The organism is Streptomyces thioluteus, assembly GCF_039535865.1.
Window position 1 is genome coordinate 1 of record NZ_BAAAXZ010000029.1, and the last position, 19677, is coordinate 19677.

16 protein-coding genes and 4 pseudogenes are annotated in these 19677 nt (G+C 73.3%); 11 read left to right on the forward strand and 9 right to left on the reverse strand.

The genetic code is table 11. The features are described 5' to 3' along the window. Both ABD794_RS03720 and ABD794_RS03725 read left to right on the forward strand, forming a co-directional pair. A pseudogene (locus tag ABD794_RS03720) lies at positions 1–895 on the forward strand (hypothetical protein); the annotation flags it as partial. A gap of 88 nt (positions 896–983) precedes the next feature. Further along, positions 984–2429 (forward strand): DUF6777 domain-containing protein, encoded by a 1446-nt coding sequence (locus ABD794_RS03725; RefSeq protein ID WP_344960877.1) that lies wholly within the window; start codon positions 984–986, stop codon positions 2427–2429. On the opposite strand, the gene ABD794_RS03730 is transcribed toward ABD794_RS03725, so the two are convergent. Continuing rightward, positions 2346–2951 carry a LysE family translocator gene (locus ABD794_RS03730; protein WP_344960878.1) on the reverse strand — a complete coding sequence of 202 codons (606 nt, stop codon included), beginning with the start codon at positions 2949–2951 and terminating at the stop codon, positions 2346–2348. The two genes, ABD794_RS03725 and ABD794_RS03730, sit on opposite strands and share 84 nt — an antisense overlap. 66 nt (positions 2952–3017) lie before the next feature. On the opposite strand from ABD794_RS03730, the pseudogene pdxR reads away from it, so the two are divergent. Then, positions 3018–4512 (forward strand): annotated as a pseudogene (pdxR, locus tag ABD794_RS03735) (MocR-like pyridoxine biosynthesis transcription factor PdxR). Here the strand turns inward: pdxR and ABD794_RS03740 are convergent. After that, positions 4505–5065 carry a TetR/AcrR family transcriptional regulator gene (locus ABD794_RS03740; RefSeq protein WP_344960879.1) on the reverse strand — a complete coding sequence of 187 codons (561 nt, stop codon included), beginning with the start codon at positions 5063–5065 and terminating at the stop codon, positions 4505–4507. The pseudogene pdxR and the gene ABD794_RS03740 sit on opposite strands and share 8 nt — an antisense overlap. A gap of 91 nt (positions 5066–5156) precedes the next feature. On the opposite strand from ABD794_RS03740, the gene ABD794_RS03745 reads away from it, so the two are divergent. Then, positions 5157–5564 (forward strand): nuclear transport factor 2 family protein, encoded by a 408-nt coding sequence (locus ABD794_RS03745; protein ID WP_344960880.1) that lies wholly within the window; start codon positions 5157–5159, stop codon positions 5562–5564. An 88-nt stretch (positions 5565–5652) separates the two neighbouring features. Next, positions 5653–6642 (forward strand): DUF6528 family protein, encoded by a 990-nt coding sequence (locus tag ABD794_RS03750; RefSeq protein ID WP_344960881.1) that lies wholly within the window; start codon positions 5653–5655, stop codon positions 6640–6642. A 22-nt stretch (positions 6643–6664) separates the two neighbouring features. On the opposite strand, the gene ABD794_RS03755 is transcribed toward ABD794_RS03750, so the two are convergent. The 3 genes from ABD794_RS03755 to ligD form a co-directional block, all read right to left on the reverse strand. After that, the gene (locus ABD794_RS03755; RefSeq protein ID WP_344960882.1) at positions 6665–7804 is read right to left on the reverse strand and encodes a hypothetical protein; all 1140 of its coding nucleotides are present in this window, start codon (positions 7802–7804) and stop codon (positions 6665–6667) included. A gap of 223 nt (positions 7805–8027) precedes the next feature. Beyond that, positions 8028–8435 (reverse strand): SH3 domain-containing protein, encoded by a 408-nt coding sequence (locus ABD794_RS03760; protein WP_344960883.1) that lies wholly within the window; start codon positions 8433–8435, stop codon positions 8028–8030. Positions 8436–8560: 125 nt separating this feature from the next. Then, positions 8561–9583 (reverse strand): non-homologous end-joining DNA ligase, encoded by a 1023-nt coding sequence (ligD, locus tag ABD794_RS03765; protein ID WP_344960884.1) that lies wholly within the window; start codon positions 9581–9583, stop codon positions 8561–8563. Positions 9584–9635: 52 nt separating this feature from the next. Between ligD and ABD794_RS03770 the strand changes: the two genes are divergently transcribed. Together ABD794_RS03770 and ABD794_RS03775 are read left to right on the forward strand one after the other, a co-directional pair. Continuing rightward, positions 9636–10697 carry an ATP-dependent DNA ligase gene (locus ABD794_RS03770; RefSeq protein ID WP_344960885.1) on the forward strand — a complete coding sequence of 354 codons (1062 nt, stop codon included), beginning with the start codon at positions 9636–9638 and terminating at the stop codon, positions 10695–10697. A 117-nt stretch (positions 10698–10814) separates the two neighbouring features. Then, positions 10815–11825: pseudogene (locus ABD794_RS03775) on the forward strand (glycoside hydrolase family 6 protein); the annotation flags it as partial. A 541-nt stretch (positions 11826–12366) separates the two neighbouring features. Here ABD794_RS03775 and ABD794_RS03780 read toward each other — a convergent pair. Further along, on the reverse strand, positions 12367–14289 hold the full coding sequence (locus tag ABD794_RS03780; RefSeq protein ID WP_344960888.1) for a glycosyltransferase family 2 protein: 1923 nt from the start codon (positions 14287–14289) through the stop codon (positions 12367–12369). Positions 14290–14717: 428 nt separating this feature from the next. Between ABD794_RS03780 and ABD794_RS03785 the strand changes: the two genes are divergently transcribed. From ABD794_RS03785 to ABD794_RS03800, 4 genes are all read left to right on the forward strand, one after another. Then, positions 14718–14846 carry a DUF6126 family protein gene (locus ABD794_RS03785; RefSeq protein WP_344960889.1) on the forward strand — a complete coding sequence of 43 codons (129 nt, stop codon included), beginning with the start codon at positions 14718–14720 and terminating at the stop codon, positions 14844–14846. A 501-nt stretch (positions 14847–15347) separates the two neighbouring features. Next, positions 15348–15560, forward strand: coding sequence for a DUF6233 domain-containing protein (locus ABD794_RS03790; RefSeq protein WP_344960890.1), 213 nt, complete (start codon positions 15348–15350; stop codon positions 15558–15560). A gap of 95 nt (positions 15561–15655) precedes the next feature. Beyond that, positions 15656–15964: a hypothetical protein gene (locus ABD794_RS03795; RefSeq protein ID WP_344960891.1), complete on the forward strand. Its 309-nt coding sequence runs from the start codon at positions 15656–15658 to the stop codon at positions 15962–15964. An 83-nt stretch (positions 15965–16047) separates the two neighbouring features. Continuing rightward, positions 16048–16563: a hypothetical protein gene (locus ABD794_RS03800; RefSeq protein ID WP_344960892.1), complete on the forward strand. Its 516-nt coding sequence runs from the start codon at positions 16048–16050 to the stop codon at positions 16561–16563. 75 nt (positions 16564–16638) lie between these two features. Here ABD794_RS03800 and ABD794_RS03805 read toward each other — a convergent pair whose 3' ends face one another. From ABD794_RS03805 to ABD794_RS03815, 3 genes and pseudogenes are all read right to left on the reverse strand, one after another. After that, the gene (locus ABD794_RS03805; protein ID WP_344960893.1) at positions 16639–16905 is read right to left on the reverse strand and encodes a hypothetical protein; all 267 of its coding nucleotides are present in this window, start codon (positions 16903–16905) and stop codon (positions 16639–16641) included. A 269-nt stretch (positions 16906–17174) separates the two neighbouring features. Next, on the reverse strand, positions 17175–17390 hold the full coding sequence (locus ABD794_RS03810; protein ID WP_344960894.1) for a DUF5302 domain-containing protein: 216 nt from the start codon (positions 17388–17390) through the stop codon (positions 17175–17177). 72 nt (positions 17391–17462) lie between these two features. Then, positions 17463–17814: pseudogene (locus ABD794_RS03815) on the reverse strand (HEAT repeat domain-containing protein); the annotation flags it as partial. Positions 17815–19677: the final 1863 nt, after the last annotated feature.

Consider the following 19677-nt stretch of genomic DNA (forward strand, 5'->3'; position numbering starts at 1 on the left):
CGGCGCTGAGCACCCTCCAGGCCGTCGTGCACGACCCGCCGCCCGCCCGCGCCGGGCCGGCCCCGCTCACCCGCTGCTGACGGGGCTGCTCGTCAAGGACCCCCGCACACGCATGGGTTCTACGGAGGCCCAGCGGCTGCTCGACGCGGTGGCCGCGGGCGCGGGCCGGAGGAGACGGACACGGACCGGCCGCCCCCCGGGTACGTCCCGACGTCCCTGGACGTACGTTCCACTCCGCTCCCGGCACCGCCCCGCACCCCGACGTACGTCCCGCCGACGCCCCCCGCGCCCGGCCCCCGCGGCCGACGGCGCGACGGGCAACGGCGCGACGGGCAACAGCGCGACGGGCAACGGCGCGACGGGCAACAGCTCATCGGCCAACGGTACGGCGCCCCACGGGACTCCGGCCGCCGGGATGCCCCTGACGGCCCCCGCGGGCGCGGTCCCCACGGTCCCTGCGTACGGACCGGCGCCCGCCGGGACTCCGGCCGGCGGCGTGCCCGCGTACCCCGCCCCGGACTCCCCCGCCGCCCTGTACGCGGCGGGCCTCACCGCCACTCCGCCCGTGGGCATGCCGCCCATGGCCGGCCGCCGGTCCGTGTGGCGGGTCCTCGCCCCGGTGCTGGCGCTGCTGATCGCCGGCGGCGGGATCGCCGCGGCCCTGGTCGCCAACGGCGACAACGGGGGCCCGGGAGTGGGCCCCGCGGGCGGCGGCTCCACCCGGTCCGTCTCTCCCGCGCCCGCCACCACGGCCTCCGCCGGCCCGACGTCCGCCCCCACGACCGCCGGGACTTCGCCCGCGCCGACGCCCTCGCCGACCGAGTCCCCCGAGAAGACCCCCGAGGCCACGGCGACCTGCCCGGGCGGCTGGGTGGCCACCTGCAGCCCGTACTGACGGCTCATCACTTCGACTTTCCTTCTTTCCTTGCCGACACGGCCGTTCGGCCGTCGTGGAGACCGATTCCGGGAACCGGGGGGTGCCCATGCGATCGAAACCCGTTCCGCCCGAAGCGGCACGGCGACGGCGGAATACCGTCGTCTGGCTGACCGTCCCCGTACTGGCCGCGGCCACGGGACTCACCGCCTGTACGTCGTCGGACAGCTCCGGGAAGGGGGACGAGAACAACGGGAACCGGGTCGTCACGCTGGAGGGCGTCGGGGAGCCCGGCGACGCCCCGTTCCTCAAGGCGCCCGACGCCGATGTGCGCGGCGTCAGTTCGGCGGGCGGCGGCGGACGGACGGACGCCACGGCGGCCGGCGCGTTCGGCGGCACGCGGCAGGTCACCCGGTGCGACAAGGTCCAGCTGCTCAAGGAGCTGGCGTCCGACGCCGAGAAGGCCGCGGCATGGGCGAAGGCCCGGGGCATCTCGCCGCAGGACATCCAGGGACATGTCACCGGACTGACGGCGGTGGTCCTGCTGCACGACACCCTCGTCACCAACCACAACTACGTGGGCGGGGGCAGGACCCGCGCCTACTCCTCCGTCCTGCAGGCGGGGATGGCGGTGCTCGTCGACGCGTACGGAAAGCCCGCGGTCAAGTGCAACTGCGGAAACCCGCTGCGGCAGCCGGACTCCGAGGTCAACGCGGAGCAGGTGCGGTACACGGGCACCCGCTGGGAGGGGTTCGCGGCGGCGGTGGTCACCGTCGTCCAGCCGCGGCCGGAGTCGCAGGGGCCCATGAAGCACATCCCGCTGGCCGATGTGGAGGACCGGGGCAAGGCGTTCGAGCGCGAGGTCGGCGACGACGGGAAGCGGGACTCCAAGCCGGTGCCCATGCCGACGCCGACGGCCAAGCCGCCCACGGCAGGCGGCACTTCGCCGGGTGGTTCTGCCCCGGGAACGACGCCCCCGGGGTCCTCCTCGCCGGGGACGCCGGGAACGGGAACACCGGGGACGGGGACGCCGGGGACACCGACGACGCCGCCCCGGCCCACGCCCACGGGCCCGGCGCCGACGGACCCCACGCCCACGGTCCCGTCCTCCAAGAGCCCGTCCTCCAAGTCCCCTTCGTCCAAGGCTCCTTCGTCCGGGGGCGGTTCACCCACGGTCCACTCGCCGCGCCCCACGCCGTCCGGCGCGTGGCCCCCCTCGCCGACCACCGGCCGGCACACTCCGTCGGGGCGCACTCCGACCGACAACGCACCTACCGCGCCCTTAGTGCCGTCGCACTCGCCATCCTCGGGCGGCCGGTCCGTCCGCCCCGAAACGACGCGGCCGGACACCACCGACCCCGCCCCCACCAGGGCCCCCACCCACGCGCCGCGCCCCGCGACCACCGCCCCGCACGTCCCCACCTACCAGACCCCGCGCACCCCGTCGCAGCAGCAGCCCCCGCACACCCCGTCAGAAGAGCGCCAGACCCACTCCGAGCGCGGCGAACGCACCGGCGAACACCCGTCGAATCCACAGCGTCACCAGGGGACTTGAGACAACCCGGTCCCGGAACACGGCGGCGAAGCGGCCGTAGAGGACGAAGACGAGGAAGGTGAGGAGGACGAAGACCGCGCCCAGCTCGGTCATGCGCCACAGCGCGTGCGGCTCGTCCTCCTTCACGAACTGAGGGAGGAAGGCGAAGAAGAACAGGGTGAGCTTCGGGTTGAGGAGGTTCATCAGCACTCCGGAGACGATCACCTTGAGGACCGAGCGGGGCGTGGCGTCCTCGTCCGCCGTGAGCGCCCCCTTGTCCCGGAGGGTGACCCAGGCCATCCGGAAGAGGTAGGCGACGCCCAGCCAGGTCAGCGCCTGGAACGCCAGCGGGCTGGCGTGCAGCAGCGCGGCCAGTCCCGTGACGGCGGCGGCCATGTGCGGCAGCGTGCCGAGCGTGCAGCCGACCGCCGCGACGAAGCTCGCGCGGGCGCCGCGCGCGAGGCCGGCGGCGATGGTGTAGAGCACGCCCGTGCCGGGCGTGGCGACGACGACCAGAGAGGTCACGAAGAATTGGAGGCTCACAACGTCCCGTCCGTCAAAGGGTTTCCGTCCGTTCCCATCCCTCGACCCTGCCGTCACAATGGTCCGGTGAACAGGTCCAAAGAGAACGTCTCCGACGGGTCCAAAACCTCCCCGACCCCCGGTTCCGACTTCCTCCGGCTGGACGCCGCCGAAGCACCGTCCGGCGGCCTGGCCGACTGGCTGACCGCACGGCTGCGGGCGGCCATCGCCGACGGCCGCCTCCCGGTCGGCAGCCGGCTGCCGCCCACCCGCGTCCTCGCCTCCGACCTGCGGCTGTCGCGCGGGGTCGTCATCGAGGCGTACCGGCGGCTGGGCGAGGACGGGCACACGGCCGGGCGCGGCCGCAACGGCACGTTCGTCGTGGCCGCGCCGGCCACGGCACGCATCCCGGCGCCGAGGAACCAACTCGCCGACGCTCCCGTGCACTTCGCGGCACCCGGAGCGGACGTCTACGACGCGGTCCGCGGCGCCTCCGCCCGCATCGACCTGTCACCCGGGCTGCCGGACCTGTCCGCGTTCCCGCGCGCGGCGTGGCTGGCCGCCGAGCGCGCCGTGCTCGGCGGCCTCGCCTCCCCGGCGTTCGGCTACGGGGACCCGCGTGGGGAGCCCGAGTTGCGCCGGGCCCTCGTCAACTGGCTGGCGCGCACCCGGGGGATCCGGGCGGACGCGGACGACGTGATCGTGGTCGCCGGGGTGGCCCAGGCGATGGGGCTGGTCGCCCAGGTGCTGCGGCGCGACGGGATCACGGACATCGCGGTGGAGGACCCCGGATCCCTCGGCGCGCGCCAGCACTTCGGGTACTGGGGGCTCGGCACGCCCCCGGTGCCGGTGGACGCCGAGGGCGTCCGCGTCGACGCGCTGCGCGCCACCGGCGCCCGGGCCGTACTCCTCACGCCCGCCCACCAGTTCCCGACCGGGGTGGTGCTCGGCGGCGGCCGGCGGCGCGAACTGATGCGCTGGGCCGCCGAGGGCGGGCTGGTCTTCGAGGACGACTACGACGCCGAACACCGCTACGACCGGCCGCCGGTCGCCCCGCTGCGGTCCCTGCTCGCCGACCGGGTCTGCTACGCCGGGAGCGTCTCGAAACTCTTCGCCCCGGCCCCTGCGCGCCGGCTGGGTCCTCGCCCCGCCGCAGTACCGGGAGGCGCTGGTGGAGGCCAAGCGCTTCAGCGACCTGGGCAATCCGGTGCTGCCCCAACTGGTGCTGGCCCGGCTCCTGGAGAGCGGCGAGCTGGAGCGCCATCTGCGCTTCCTGCGCCGGCGCCACCACCGGCGGCGCGACGCGATGATCGAGGCGATCGCCGCGCACCTGCCCGGCGCGGTGGTGCACGGCGCCGCGGCCGGGGTCAACCTGATGGTCACCTTCGCCTCCGGCCCCGCCGACACGGAGGTGGCCGCGGCCGCGCTGGAGCGGGGCGTGAAGGTGCAACCGCTGTCCTGGCACTGCCAACTCCCGTACGCACAGGGGCTCGTGCTCGGCTACGCGGCGTGCCCGACGGCCGGGATCGCGGAAGGGGTGGCGGTGCTGGGCGACCTGCTGTCCCGCCCTCGGATCAACTGACGCCCAGCAACGCCCGCGCCGCCTCCCGGGCGTGGAGCGCGGGCTCCGGGCTGCCGGAGATCGCCGCCGTGGTGATCGCCCCCTCGGCGAGCAGCACGAGCTGGTCCGTCAGCACCTCGGCGGCGCCCGCCCCGGCCACCAGCGTGGCCAGGTAGTCCCGGAAGGCGTCCTTGTGGGACCGGGCCGCGGCGGCCACGCCGGGGTGGGCGGCGCCCAGCTCCCCGTAGGAGTTGACGAAGGCGCAGCCCCTGAAGTCCGGCTCCTGGAACCACCGGTGGAGCCAGTCGAAGACCGCGAGGATCCGCTCGCGGCCGGCCGGGTGCTGCTCGGCGAACCGCTCCAGCGCGGCGCGCCAGCGCCGGTCGCGGCGGTGCAGATAGGCCTCCACGAGGGAGTCCTTCGACGAGAAGACCTGGTACAGCCGTTTGAGGGACACGCCCGAGGCGGCCCGGATCGTGTCCATGCCGACGGCCTGGAGGCCGCGGCCGTAGAAGAGCCGCTCGGCCGCGTCCAGGACCCGGCTCTCCACCGTCTCCCGCTCCACCGTCCCCATCGCTCCCTCTCCTTGCGCGAGAACCATCGTTCTCATACGCTACCGCACACCACGGAGAACGTACGTTCTCCACTCGCGGAAGGAGCCGCCCATGCCCGCTCTCCCCGTCTTCACCGCCGAGACCGCCCTGGCGAAGGTGCAGGCCGCCGAGGACGCCTGGAACACCCGCGACCCGGATCGGGTCGCCCTCGCCTACTCCGAGGACTCGGAGTGGCGCAACCGCGACGTCTTCCTCACCGGCCGGGACGCGATCGTCGCGTTCCTCCGCGACAAGTGGCGCCGCGAGCAGGGGTACCAGCTCCGCAAGGAGCTCTGGGCGTACGACGGCAACCGGATCGCAGTCCGGTTCGAATACGAGTGGCACGACGAGAGCGGCCAGTGGTACCGGAGTTACGGGAACGAGAACTGGGAGTTCGACGAGGAGGGCCTGATGCGGCGCCGGTACGCGAGCGTGAACGACGTGCCGATCGCGGCCTCCGCACGCCGGATCGCCGTGTGAGGGGCCGCCCCGGCCACCACTCCCCCATTCGCCGCAACCACGCGCGTCGCAACGCCCCCCGCCTCCGCCCCGCCCCCATCCTGACGCCGTGCACCGCCTCCTCACCACCGCCCTCGCGGTCGCCCTCACCACGGCGATCGCCCTGACGACCACCGGCGGGACGGCGAGCGCCCGGGGCCGCCGCGCGGCGTCCCGCACCCCCGTCGTCACCGCCGACCAGGCGACCCGCTCCGTCCACGTCCTCAAGGCCGGTCAGCACACCTGGGACACCGACGACCACCGGGCGGGCGGCGTGCTCTGGTCCTGGACCGCGGACGGTGTGGAGGAGCTGGCGGACCTCGACCCCGCCTCGTCCTGGAAGAACCCCAGCGAGGCCAAGCTCCGCACCCTCGACGGACGCCGCTACCTCCTCGCCACCGCCTCCGGCGGCCTGGCCGCCGTGGTCGGGTACCCCGGCCGCGAGATCTACTGGGCGGCCCGCACCGGCACGGGCAACGCGCACAGCATCGACCTGCTGCCGGACGGCAACGTCGCCGTGGCCGCCAGCACGGGCGGCTACGTACGCCTGTACGCCGCCTCGACCGGCAAGCGCGCCACCTGGTACACGGAGGTGCCCCTGCCCGGCGCGCACGGCGTGCACTGGGACCCGGGCACCCGGCTGCTGTGGGCCCTGGGCGGCCGCGAGCTGATCGCCCTGCGCGTCGACGGGCCGTCCGACGACCCGGACCTGACGGTCGTCCACCGCACCGCCCTGCCGACCCGCAACGGCCACGACCTGGCCCCGGTCCTCGGCCACCGCGGCCGCCTGTGGGTGACGACCGGCTCGGCGGTGTACCAGTACGCGACGGCCCGCCACGGCTTCGTCGACTACCCCTTGCGCTCCCGGATCAGCACCCCGGGCGTCAAGAGCATCGGGGACGACCCGGCGACGGGTCAGATCCTGGTGGCCCGCCCCGAGGCGGGCCACGCGTGCGAGTGGTGCACCTCGGTCCTGACGCTCTACCAACCCGACGGCACCCGGCGGATGTTGCACGGCGCGATGTACAAGGCACGCTGGTGGACGTCGCGCCGGGACTGAACGGGGCCGCGACCGACGGGAGTCAGCGCGCGGCCGCCCCGAGCCGCGCCCGTACGTCCGCCGCGGCGTCCGGGTTGCCGGGCACCTGTTCCCACAACGCCAGCAGGGCGGGCGCGAGTTGGGTCGCCCGTTCCCCGCTCTGCCGCCAGCAGTAGTGCGCGCGCCTGAGCGCGGCGACGGCCTCGTCGTCCGAGGGCCCGCTGCGGGCCAGCCGGTTGGCCGCGGCCGACATCCACAGCTCGGTGGCCCGGGGGTGGTCGCCGGCCAGCCGCGCGAGGTCGGCGCGGACCTCGACCCACAGCCCGGCCTCGGCGCTCTGCGGACCGTGCCGGCGCAGCACCTGCTGTTCCCAGGCGGCGGCCATGGCGGCGGCCTCGTTGTGCCGCCCGGCGTTGGCGGCGGCCAGGATGCGCGGCAGCGCGTCCTCCTCCTGCGCGGGCGGGGCGGCGGCCCGCGGCGGCTCCTCGGGCACGAGGGGGACGGCCTGCACGGGCAGGGCGTGGGCCGGGTTGGCGAGGACGGGCCCGGCCGTGCCGTGCTGGAGCGCCAGCATCCGCTCGGGCAACACGGCCTGTCCGAGCGCCAGATGGTGCAGGAGCGCGGGGTCGAGGACGGGTCCGGCGGTGGGGTGGCCGACGCTCAGCGCGGTGAGGAAGGCCCGGGTGTACGGCCCGGCCTCCACGGACGGCCGCTCCGGACCGGGCGTGACGACGCCGCACACCGGCAGGCCGGCGGTCAGCCGCCCGTCCTGCGCCGCGGCGGCGACGGTGGGCCACGACCGCGCGTCGGCCTCGGCGTCGATCATCAGCAGCGTGGGACCGGCGTGTTCGCGCAGGGCGCGGGTGAGCCACTCCCAGGGCAGGCCGTTGTAGCGGACGGTGGAGGGGGTGCTCTCGCGCAGCGCCAGGTGCAACTCCTGGCTCTTGCGGGCCGGGACCATCAGGTGGCCGGTGACCCACACCAGCAGCGGCCCGGGGACGGTGACGGCGTCCCGGAGGTGGGCCAGGACGCTCTGCGGCCCGGCCATCGCGGGGAGCTGCACCACGTCGGCCGTGCGGGCGGCGAGGAAGCCGCGCGGCCGGGCACCGGCGACGGGCGTGGGCGGTCGGGTTGGGCAGCAGGCCCCGCCGCCGGTCCGGGGTGCCGTCCAGCAGCAGAACACAACCATGGCTCAGGTGGTCCAACGCGTTCTTCCTTCCGGACGGTTCGAGTGCTCGCGCCCCTGGTGTGGTGTCCGGTGCCGGATCCCACGTCTGTGCAGTACCTGAGGCAACTGTAGGCGCCGCCACCGCAGGGGACGCCGGTACTGCATTTTCCCCGTCCGCATACGACGCGGGCCCCGTCCGGTGGACCGGACGGGGCCCGCGCGCAGCCGAACGGCGCGGTCAGCCCATGGCGTTGCGCGACTCGACGCTCTGGTCGACGGCGCTGCGGGTGAGGCTGCGGCAGAACGGGACGTCCCCGGCCCCCTCGATGTACTTCGCCGTCACCCAGGTGCTGCGGTCCCGCAGCTGGTACCAGAGGTTGTTGCCGGAGACGTCCTGGGCGCGGACCTTGCAGCGCAGCCCGATCTGGACCCGGTGTCTGAGGACGCCGCGCACCGAGGAGTCGGTGCTCGGGTGCATCCGCTCATTGACGCCGGTCTGGGCGTTGACCGTGCCGAGGGGCCGGCCCGGGGCGTCGGGCGATGCCTGCGCCTGGGCCTGGGCGGCGAACAGCGAGCCGCCGAGGGCCGCCACGACGAGCGCGCCTGCGGTCAGCCGGCCGGCGCGGGTCACGAGTGTCCTGGACATGGATCTCCTTGTACGTGGTGTGCGAGGTGGAACAGGGCAATTGCCCAAGTTCCACGGGCGATCCACCGATAAACGGGGACAACTGAGTGAACGCACCCCCCGGGACACGGCCGTTCGGCCGAGCCTCAGCCTCCGCCATCCGGCCGCTTCCTGGCGCGGCTCGGCTGGACGCGCGGCGGCTCACCCTTCATCTTGGGATGTTCGGGCGGATACGGAAGGTCGCCCAGGCCGTGCTCGCGTTCGTCGCGGTTCGCCAGTTCCAGCGCGGCGTCCAGGGCGCAGCGCCGGTCGTCCATGGCGGCGTGCACGTCGCCGAGCTCGGCGTAGCGGGCGGGCATGGTGGTGATGTCGAAGTCCTCGGGGACGGCGCTCTCCAGCTCGTCCCAGCGCAGCGGGGCGGAGACGGGGGCGCGGGGGCGGGGCCGCACCGAGTAGGCGCTGGCGATGGTGCGGTCGCGGGCGGTCTGGTTGTAGTCCACGAAGATCTTGGCGCCGCGTTCCTCCTTCCACCAGGCGGTGGTGATGCGCTCCGGGTCGCGCCGCTCCAGTTCGCGGGCGACGGCGATGGCCGCGCGGCGCACCTGGACGAAGGTCCAGCGCGGGTCGATGGGGACGAAGACGTGCAGCCCCCGGCCGCCGGAGGTCTTGGGCCAGCCGGCCAGGCCCAGCCCGTCGAGGACGTCGCGCAGCTGGAGCGCGGCCCGGACGGCGTCCGCGTACCCGGTGCCGGGCTGGGGGTCGAGGTCGATGCGGAGCTCGTCGGGGTGGTCGGTGTCCTCGCGCCGTACGGGCCAGGGGTGGAAGGTGAGGCAGCCGAGGTTGGCGGCCCAGAGGACGGCCGCGGTCTCGGTGGGGCAGATCTCGTCCGCGTACCGGCCGCTGGGGAAGGCGATCCGGCCGGTCGGGATCCACTCGGGGAGGTTCTTGGGCGCGCGCTTCTGGAAGAACGACTCGCCGTCGACGCCGTCGGGGTAGCGCTCCAGCGTCGTCGGCCGGTCGCGCAGCGCGCGCAGGACGCCGTCGCCGACGCTCAGGTAGTAGCGGGCGACGTCCTCCTTGGTGTAGCCGCGCTCCGGGAAGTAGACCTTGTGGGGGTTGGACAGCCGTACCGTCCGCTCGCCGACGGTGAGTTCCAGCGTCTCTGCCATGCGGCCACGCTAGGTTCTGCGCGGTCCGGCCGCCCGCCGGACAATCGGGATCATGGACCTTCCGGTGATGCCGCCCGTCGCGCCGATGCTGGCCAAGCCCGCCGCGGCGATCCCTCCGGGCATGCAGTACGAGGCCAAGTGGGACGGCTTCCGGGCGATCGTCTTCCGGGACGGCGCCGAGGTGGAGATCGGCAGCCGCTCGGGCCGCCCGCTGACCCGCTACTTCCCCGAGCTGGTGACGGCGTTCACCGCGCGCCTGCCCGCGCGCTGCGTGCTGGACGGCGAGATCGTGATCGCGCGCGAGGGCCGCCTCGACTTCGACGCGCTGCTGGAGCGCATCCACCCGGCCGCCTCCCGGGTGCGTCACCTGGCCGAGGTCACCCCCGCCGGCTTCGTCGCCTTCGACCTGCTGGCCCTGGGCGACGCCGCGCTGCTGGAGACGCCGCAGCGCGAGCGCCGCACCGCGCTGGAGGAGGCGCTGCGGGACGCGGGCGACCCGGTGTTCACGGCGCCCGTCACCTACGACCGGGAGGTGGCCCGCGGCTGGTTCGAGCGCTTCGAGGGCGCGGGCCTGGACGGGGTGGTCGCCAAGCCGCCGGAGCTGCCCTACCGGCCGGGCGAACGCGTCATGGTCAAGGTCAAGCACGAGCGGACCGCCGACTGCGTGGTGGCCGGCCTGCGCCTGCACAAGAGCGGCCCGGTGGTCGGCTCGCTGCTGCTGGGCCTGTACGACGCCGCCGGGCGGCTCCAGCACGTCGGAGTCTGCGGCGCCTTCCCGATGAAGCGCCGCGCGGAACTGATGGACGAACTGGCGCCCCTGCGCATGCCCACCGCCGAGGGGCACCCGTGGCAGGACCGGTCCGACGCGGAGGACCGGGCCGCGTCCCGGCTGCCGGGCGGCCCCAGCCGGTGGACGGGCAAGAAGGACCTCTCGTGGCTCCCGTTGCGCCCGGAGCGGGTCTGTGAAGTGACCTACGACCACATGCAGGGCGACCGCTTCCGGCACACGGCCCGGTTCCGCCGCTGGCGGCCGGACCGCGAGCCCGGCGGGTGCACCTACGCGCAGCTGGAGGAGCCGGTCCGCTACGACCTCGCGGAGGTGCTGGGCGGGTAGCCGCCTCCCCCGTACGGAGCACCGCACGACCCGTACGGCACAACAAAACAAAACCTGACGATCCGCCATATTTGATGCTGGTGTGGACCCCTGTTGCCCAGGTGAAGGGTGGAGTCCATGCCCAGGCCGCGTACGGCCCGCATTTTCCTCGGCGCCCGGCGGGGCGTCATCCTGCTGGCGAGCGCGGGCACCATGTGCCTGCCGATCTTCGCCGTCCAGGCGGACGCCACGGATGCCGGCCCGAACCCGCCGTCCCCGTTCTGGGTCGAGCCGCTGGGCCGCGCGGCCCGGCAGGCGCACGTCTGGCGGGAACGCGGCCGGGAGGACGACGCCGACGCCCTGCACCGCATCTCCGGCCAGCCGACCGCCGTGTGGCTCACCGGGGACGACCCCCACGACCAGGCGGAGGCGGTCACCCGCCAGGCGGCCCGGACCCGCCGCGTACCGCTCCTGGTCGCCTACAACATCCCGCACCGCGACTGCGGCCTGTACTCCGCCGGCGGGGCGCCCGACGCCGACGCCTACCGCGACTGGGTCGCCCGCGCCGCCGAGGGCATCGGCCCACGGCGCGCCTGGGTCGTACTGGAACCGGACGCGATCGCGCACCTGGCCTCCGGCTGCGTCGGCCCCGCCGAGGTCGCCCGGGAACGCCCGGAGCTGCTGGCCGAGGCCGTCCGCACCTTCAAGTCCCTGCCCCGCACGTCGGTCTACCTCGACGCGGGCAACGCGGGCTGGATCTCCGACCAGCGGCTCCTCGCCGACCTGCTGAGACGGTCCGGGGTGGAGGAGGCGGACGGCTTCGCGCTCAACGTCTCCAACTTCCACACGACGCCGGTCACCCGCGAGTACGGCAGCCGGCTGTCCGCCCTGCTGGGCGGGGCCCACTACATCATCGACACCAGCCGCAACGGGAACGGGCCGCTGCCGCCGTCGCCCGGCGACGGGGAGTCCTGGTGCAACCCGCCCGGACGGGCGCTGGGGGCACCGCCCACCACCGTCACGGGTGACCCGCTGGTCGATGCACTGGTGTGGGTGAAACGGCCGGGCGAGTCCGACGGGGCCTGTCGGGGGGCGCCGCCGGCGGGGCACTGGTGGGCGGAGTACGCGCTGGGGCTGGCGACGACGGCGCCGACGCCGGTGGTGGAACGGTTGCCGGCGCAGCCGGCAGGGCCTTCTGCGCCGGCGGTCCCCGCGCCCGCGGTCCCGGCGCCGGCGGCTCCTGCGGCTCCCGCTCCGGCGACGCCGCCGGCCCCGGTGCCGGCGCAGCAGCCGGCGACGCCGGTGGCGCCTGCGCGGGCGCCGGGCGCGTGAGGACGGCTGCCCCCACCCCGCCCTTTCACCGTTTCCGCAACAGCACGCTGCGCGCTCCCCCAGAGGGGGTACCCCCAGTCCTCAAGCGCCGGACGGGCTGAATTCGTGCCCGGGTGCGCACTTCAGCCCGTCCGGCGTATGAGGACAACCGCGCGGAGCGCGGTTTCGGGGGCGAGGGGCGGAGCCCCGGTCAGAGGTCCAGGGGAGAAGTCCCCGCTGGGGTGCAGGGGCAGAGCCCCGGGCAGGGGGGTGCAGGGGGCGGAGCCCCCGGCTCCGGCCGGAGGGCGGGTGGGGGCCGGGGGCTCCCCGGGAAACGGGGAAAGGGCGGGGCTGGGACACACCCAACGCGCCCCGCGCGTCACACCCGCGTCCGCTGCCCCACCGGCCGCACCGACTCCCCGTCCACCCCCGCATCGGCAGACGCATCCCCGGCCCCCGCCTCAGCACGAGCCAACCCCCGCCGCCGCAGCACCATCAACTCCCCCTGCCACACCGCCAACGGCAACAACGCCGTCGTCAACCCCAGCAACGCCCACACCCGCATCGCCGTATGCGCATGGCTGAGCACCACCGACGCGACCAGCGCCAGCGTCAAGACCCCCGCCCACGTCAAGTGCGTCCGGAACGTCACCACCCGGTCCGGGCTCGCCGAATCCCCCTTCGGGGTCACGACGAACCGCGAGCGCCGCCGCAGCAGCGCCTGGCCCAGGGAACGGGCGTACATGGGCGCGGACAGCGCGGACATCAGCATGCCCGCCGTGCCGGAGGAGCCCGCCGGCTCGTGCGGGCTCACGTTGTGGCGGCGGTTCCAGATGTACAGCCCGATCTGGAGCGCCGCCGCGTCGCCGTAGAGCATCAGCCACACCTGCGACTCGACATTGATCCCGGCCGCCCCGAGGCCCAGGAACAGCACGCACGACACCGCGCCCAGCACCCAGTTCATGGCTGCCATGGGGTAATAGGCGACCATCAGGCAGTAGTTGAGGACCCGTCCCGGCGACATGCTCCACACCGCGCGCCAGTACTGCCGCAGCAGCGTCTCGTACGTCCCGCGGGACCAGCGCAGTTGCTGGGAGAAGAAGTCGGTCCAGGAGGACGGGCCCTCGCCCACCGCGAGGACGTCGGGGGTGTAGACGGAGCGCCAGCGCCGTCCCGTCGCGGGGTTGCGGCGCCGGTGGATCTCCAGGCCGGTGGCCATGTCCTCGGTGATGGAGTCGAAGAGGCCGCCGATCTGGCGGAGCACGCTGACCCGGACGCAGTTGCTGGTGCCGACGAACATCGGCGCCCCGTACGCGTTGCCGGCCCGCTGGATCAGCGCGTGGAAGAGGAACTGCTGGCTCTCGGCCGCCTTGGTCACGGCGGTGGTGTAGTTGCCGTAGACCTGCGGCCCGACGACGAAGGCCACGTCGGGGTCGCGGAAGTAGCCCAGCATCCGCTCGAGGAAGTTGGGCAGCGGGACGTGGTCGGTGTCGACGCAGGCCATGAACTCGTAGTCGTCGCCGTGCGCGTCGAGCCAGGCGTTGTAGTTGCCGTGCTTGGTGCGGGCGCGGAAGGACCCGGACGGCTGGTTCCACCGCTCGATGCCCTTGCGGGTGAAGTGGCGCACGCCGAGCCGCTCGCAGAGCCGTTTGACCTCGGGGTCGTCGCCCTCGTCGAGCAGCCAGACGTCGAGCACCCCCTCGTGCTTCACCTGCACCGCGCCCTCCAGGGTGGCGCGCACCATGGAGAGCGGTTCCTTGCCGGGGACGAAGCTGGTGAGGAACGCCACGCGGGTGCCGGGCTGGGCCCGCACCGGTACGGGGTCCCGGGCCACCCAGGTCGCGTGCGCGTTGGAGACGACGTTGACCAGGCGGAACGTCTCGATGAGACCGATGGAGACGACCAGCAGCACGTCCCCGGCGCGCTCCCAGCCGCTGATGAGCGGCCGGGCTTCCCAGTGGCCGGGCTGCATCAGCCACACCAGCAGGACCAGGGACACCAGGGGCGCCGCGGTCACCAGCAACAGCGCGCCCGCCTGGCCGCGCACACCGCCGCGGACCAGCCGGCGGTAGCGCACCCGGTAGGTCCCGGCGGGCGGTTCGGTCAGCTCCCCGGCGAGTCTGCTGAACGTCGCGTAGTCGTAGTCCGGACGGGCTCCCCCCCGGGGAGGGGGCGACCGGTCCACCGCGCGGCCCGTCGGAGCCGCCCGACCCGGGGCCGCCGGGGCCCTTGGCGCCGCCGCCCGAGCCGGGGGAACCGGGGCCACCGGGCGCCGATCCGTCCCCGGAGCCGGGGACGCCATCCGTTGACGCACCGTCAAATGCCGCGCCGCCAACGGCTGTTCCACCGGCCGTCCGGCCCGCCGTCCTTTCGCCGGGCGCCCGTGCCGCGGCGGGCTTCTCACGGGCCGCTGCCCGCCGGGCCTCACGTGCGGGAACCGCCACCACTACACCCCCAGCCACACACGGATGAACGGGACAGAGCGGAGATAAACTAACAAAACGGACCTAAGATCATGTGACAAATTCACCGGACACACCTCTGCATCACCCACATGGCCCATACGTCCACGTACAACGCCCACGGCCCCCCGGAAGTCATCGGTGATCTCGGGCGGTCACGGACCGGCCCGGCGTCCACCGATGTCGTGTTCTACGATGAGCGGATGGCGTTCGGCGGCCGGCCCACGGCGCCGGCCGGAGCGGCAGGCGACGGGAGAGCGGCAGGACAGTGAGCGACGACGAGAAGTACGCCGAGAAGGCGATCGGCTGGCGCGTGCTGATCTACATCGTCCTCGGACACCTGCTGGCCGGCTTCATCTGGCTGCTCTTCTACCTCGGGTCGCACGCCTCGCACTGATCGACGGCGGGCCGTTTTCCGGAAATCAGCCCCATTCACCCCATATTTGCCCGGAATTCCCTGCGCCCGACAGCCTGTTCCGCCGCTGCCGCGCGGCATCGCATTCACGAGGACAGGTGATATCGGGAATCACGGAATCCGGGCGCGGGTATCCATGGACGCCACCCGGAATACACGTCTGTCCTATGCCAGCGGAGATAGCCGCGGCCGGGGCCCCGGGGCACGCACCGCGCGGCCGCGGGCACATGCCGAGGCGAACCGTACACCCCGGTCAACTCGCAGGTCAGCACTGCGGATTCATCCCATGGAACCGGGGGCGGGCGCCTCCTTCCGCTGCTACTGTCCCCGGTCATGGAGGAGCTGTTCACCCCGGACGAACTCGACCGTATTGAGGCAGCGGCACACCGAATGGGCCGTTCCCCGAACGATTGGGTCCGCGACGTCGTACTCAAACGCCTCTCGGGAGACTCGGAGCAAACGCATATTTCCCATCGCCGAACAATGCGCCCCGATTTCGAGGACGCGATCTGGCCGGTCACCCTGCACCGCCGCTCCGGCGGCGTCCTGCAGGAACTGCACCACGCCGGCTGCTGGGTCCCCAAGGGCGGCGAGGCCACTCTGACCACCGCCGAGGCCCGGGTGCAGATGGCCACGCACGACGTCCGCCCCTGCGACGCCTGCCAGCCGGAGCGCTTCCTCACCCCCTACGCCTGAGGCACCCCCACACCGAGGCACCCTGCGGACGCCTCCGGCACACCAACTACGCTGTCCACGTCAAGATCATCAGACGGCGGGCGGGGTAGCGGGGCATGACGGCAGGGACGCGGCTGACCGGGTGGGCGACGTTGCTCGTCGGGTACGCGACCGTACTCCTCGGCGCCCTCCCCGACCGCGGACTGCCCCTGAAGTCCGAACTGCCCTGGTTTCTCGCGGCGACCGGGCTGTGCGGCCTGGCCTGGATCCTGGCCTCGGCGCTGGTCCGCGCACAGCGGCGGGCCAGGCTGCGGAAGAAGACCTGGCGCCGACGCTACGAACCCTGGCCCGAGCCCGCGCCGGTCCCGCGCGCTGTCCTGGGGCCTGGGCTTCGGCATCGCCCCTCGCCAGCGCCGCCGCGCTGACCCAGGGGGTCGGTCCCGACGGCGCCGACGGCAAGTGGCTCTCCGAGATCGGCCGGGCCGGCGGGCACACCCAGCAGCTCCGGGTGACGAAGGTGGTGGGCCAGCCCGAGACGACCGGCTCGCGCACCGACGACGTGGAGGAGTTCAGCTCGACCATCGTGGTCACCGTCCCCTTCGACTCCGGCCCCCGGCAGGTGACCGTGGAGGGGGTCCGTACCCAGGGCGAGCTCGAACAGGGCCGCTCCATCGAGCTGTTGTACGCGCCCAGCCGCCCCGACCTGGGCGTCCGGCCCCCCGTGGACAAGGACATCTCGTCCGCCGTCGGCCGTCTCATCGCGCTGCCCGTCATCTGGATCCTCACCCTCACCGCCGGGCTCAGCACGGCCGTCGCCATGCACCGCCGGGAGGCCGCCGTGGCCCGGGCCCGGCGCTTCGAGCCGCTGGTCCACCTGCCCGCGGCACTCCTGCTGCTGTGCGGCGCCCTGCTCGTCGTCCCCCTGCTGACCGGATTCCCCGACACGGGCACCGGCTGGAGCCTGGCGATCGGCTCCGCGGCCACCCCGTGGCTGGCCCTGGCCTGGGTCGCCCGCACCAGCTGAGCATGCGGAAGGGCCGCCGTCGCACGGTGCGACGGCGGCCCTCCTGGTCCGCGGGGCGCGGGGCGCGGGACGCGATCAGGAACGGCGCCGGAACGCCTTGCGCACGAAGTGGACGATCAGCCAGATGACGGCGATGACGATCAGGATGAGGATGATCACCAGGACGATCAGGAAGATGCCCAGCTTCTCGAAGAAGCCCTTCTTCTTCTTTTTCTTCTCCTTGGCCAGCGTGACCTGATCGGCGTCCGCCTGCCGGACCTGTGCGACGGCCCGATCGCCCGTCTCCCGTGACGCGGCAGCCGTGTCGCGGCTCTCCGTGTTGCCCGCGGCCGCCACCGTCACGTGCTGTGCCGTACGGGCCGACGGGTGTGCGCTGACGGCCGACGCGGCGGGCGCGGCCTAGCAGAGCGGTACCCAGCGCCAGAGCCACGACGGCGGAGAACCGGCGGGCCAGGCGCCCCCGGTACCGTCCCTCGTGCTGCGTGCTCGCTCTTCATCGACGCCCCCTGTATCCGGTGCTGATTGTCTGTCGGTGCGACGCGGCACACGGCCGCGGCGCACCCACCATTATCGGCACACCAACACCGCCCCCAGCAGGGCGCACGGCTCCCTCAGCCGCTCTTGCGCCGGAACGAGCGCTGTCCGCCGGCCTTTCCATGGGTGCCGTGGACCTTGGAGCCCTCCTGGCCCCGGCCGCCGGCGACCGCGTCGGCCGACCGGCCCCGCTTGCGGTCCAGCGCCTCGCGGAACCTGCGCTTCACCTCGTCCTCGGAGGCCTCTCCGGCCTCGGTGCCGTCCTGCTCCCCCGGCGTCGATTCGGGCATCATTACCTCCTGGGCCTACGGGTTTTCGCCACAGCTTGGCACAGACCGGGGACGGCGGACCCGTACGGGGCGCCGTCAGACCGCCGACGCGTCGGGGCCGAACCGGTCGACGGCCGCCGTCTGCACCTCGGCCTCCTCCGCCGGATCCGCGGCGAGCCGGCGCAGCTGCTCCACGACCCGGGAGTCCGCCGTGGTCGCGTGGCCGCGCGGCGAGCTCGCGGGTGGTCTCCTCGCAGTCCCACAGGCACTCGACGGCGAAGCCGGCGGCGAAGGAGGGGTCCGTCGCCGCGAGGGCCCGGGCGGCGCGGCCCCTCAGGTGCGACGAGGACGTCTCGCGGTAGACGTGCCGCAGGACGGGGGCGGCGCAGCGGATCACCAGGCGTCCGGTGCCGTCGACGAGGTCCCACAGCACCGGGGCGTCGGGCCTTCGGTGCGCACGGTGCGCTCGCATTGGTGAGGAGCGGCCCCAGGCACCCGACACTCCCAGGGCGGCGTCGTCACATCGCGCGCCCCGGCAGGCGAGACTACTCGCCTCGGCGGGTCCCGGGACTGACGCACAACCGCGGCGCGGTGGACACAAGAGGCCAGGGATGCGACGCTCCAGGCCGGTGCCCTGGCCGCCAACGCTAGCCTGCTTCGAAGTGCGGTCACGGCGGTCCGCCCGACCGACGGAGGGTCGCTACGGGTCGGGCCCTTCGGCTGTGCGTTCTTTCGTCATCACGAGGTCCCCGATGGGCCTGAGCGGTAGTCGTTCTCGCGCGACCCCGGGTTTGGCTAGGCGGCTACGGCGCCGGTTGAGTCCGCGCGTGCTCGGAGTTCCTGCTGGGGGCACCGACAGCCGGCCTTAAGCGAGCAACTGCAGCTGCCTCTGTATCGATTCTCTATGCCGGTCTCCTCGGCGGGGCCGCGCCGATCACGCGTGCCTGTTTGAAGCACTCGGGTGTTCGGTCTCGGGCGGGCTGGACGCACGCATGGACACTGGCACGGCCGTGCACAGTTCGGCGAGCCGCTACATGTGCGCCCAGTGCGTAGCACATTACTGTGTTTTTCGCACGAAATCCATAGCCGCCGGTCCGGGGGCGGTCCCTGCTCCTGGGCCGCAGCTGGTCGTTCCCCTCGCATGCGTCCGAACGAACCGACCCTGCTCCCTTGGGCCGGCGCGTAACCGGGACCGGCGTCGGTATCACCCCTCGTCCGGGTGGTGCTGGATCGTTCCGCCCAGCACCGCCCAGGGGGGTGCGCTCGAAGGCCCGCATCCGCGTCACCGGTCCTGGGTCGGCGAGCTTGTGCCCGCACATCTGGAGGGTGCGGATGTGCGCACCAATCATCGGTAAAGCGGGCGCACGATCCGCTCGCGAGGGCTGGCAGGGGTCGGCGTCCTCGTCGTCGCGCTAGGCCGCCATAATCGTTCCCAGCGCCCCCGCCGCCCCTAGTTGCCAGCACGGTCCGGCGGCATCCCGCTGTAGCCGGCGGTAGCATCAGCAGCAGGCGTCCTCGCAGGCCAGTGCTAAGGAGGCCGAGGTCGACGCCAGGACCGCCCTTGCCCCCACGTGCCTGAGGACGCCTGTGCGGCCCCCACCGTCCCTCGGGCTCCGAGGTCATCGGAGGTGCGTTTTCGCAGTGCGAAGAGGGCCCTCGATCATCCGCAACCATGGACCGTGGTCCCCCTGAAGATTCCAGATATAGCCCGCGCGTCGTACACGGGCACCGGTTCTCACGACACCTGACACTGTTCCAAAAAAGGATGCTCCATAAACCCCGTGTGCTTTTTCGGTGGCGTTTCGCCGCTACCTTCGGCAACCCTAACTGCCCAGTCGAGCGCCCAGCCCCGACGCGCCCTCGGGGGGCCACGCTCTACGGCCGACCGGCTCCGCGAGGGCGGTGATGGAGTCACGTCGCCGCGGCCCGCTGCAGGAGGGCCGAGCAGGGTGCCGCGGGCGCTATGTGCTGGATGGTAACATTGAGGTCAGCATCCTGGTTTGCTGTGTGAGTCGGCGGGGCAAACGGGATTTTCCGTCGTCCGGCAGTTGCTTGTTGGTTCGGTTGTCTCACCCGGGCTATGCCTGGTGTTCTGGGGAACTGGTGCGTTGGTCGGACCGAGGCGACCGCAGGCTATCCCGGACGTCGGACTTCGCCGACCCGTCCGAGATATGCTCCCTTCACGGCCTCCGGCATATTCCGACGTCACCACCGGACCGCGTATGCCAAACGCTCGTTACGGGCAGTCGCCCCATCATCCGTGCCCAAGAGTTATCCATCACGCAGTACGTCCCGGTTCAGCCTTTTTTTA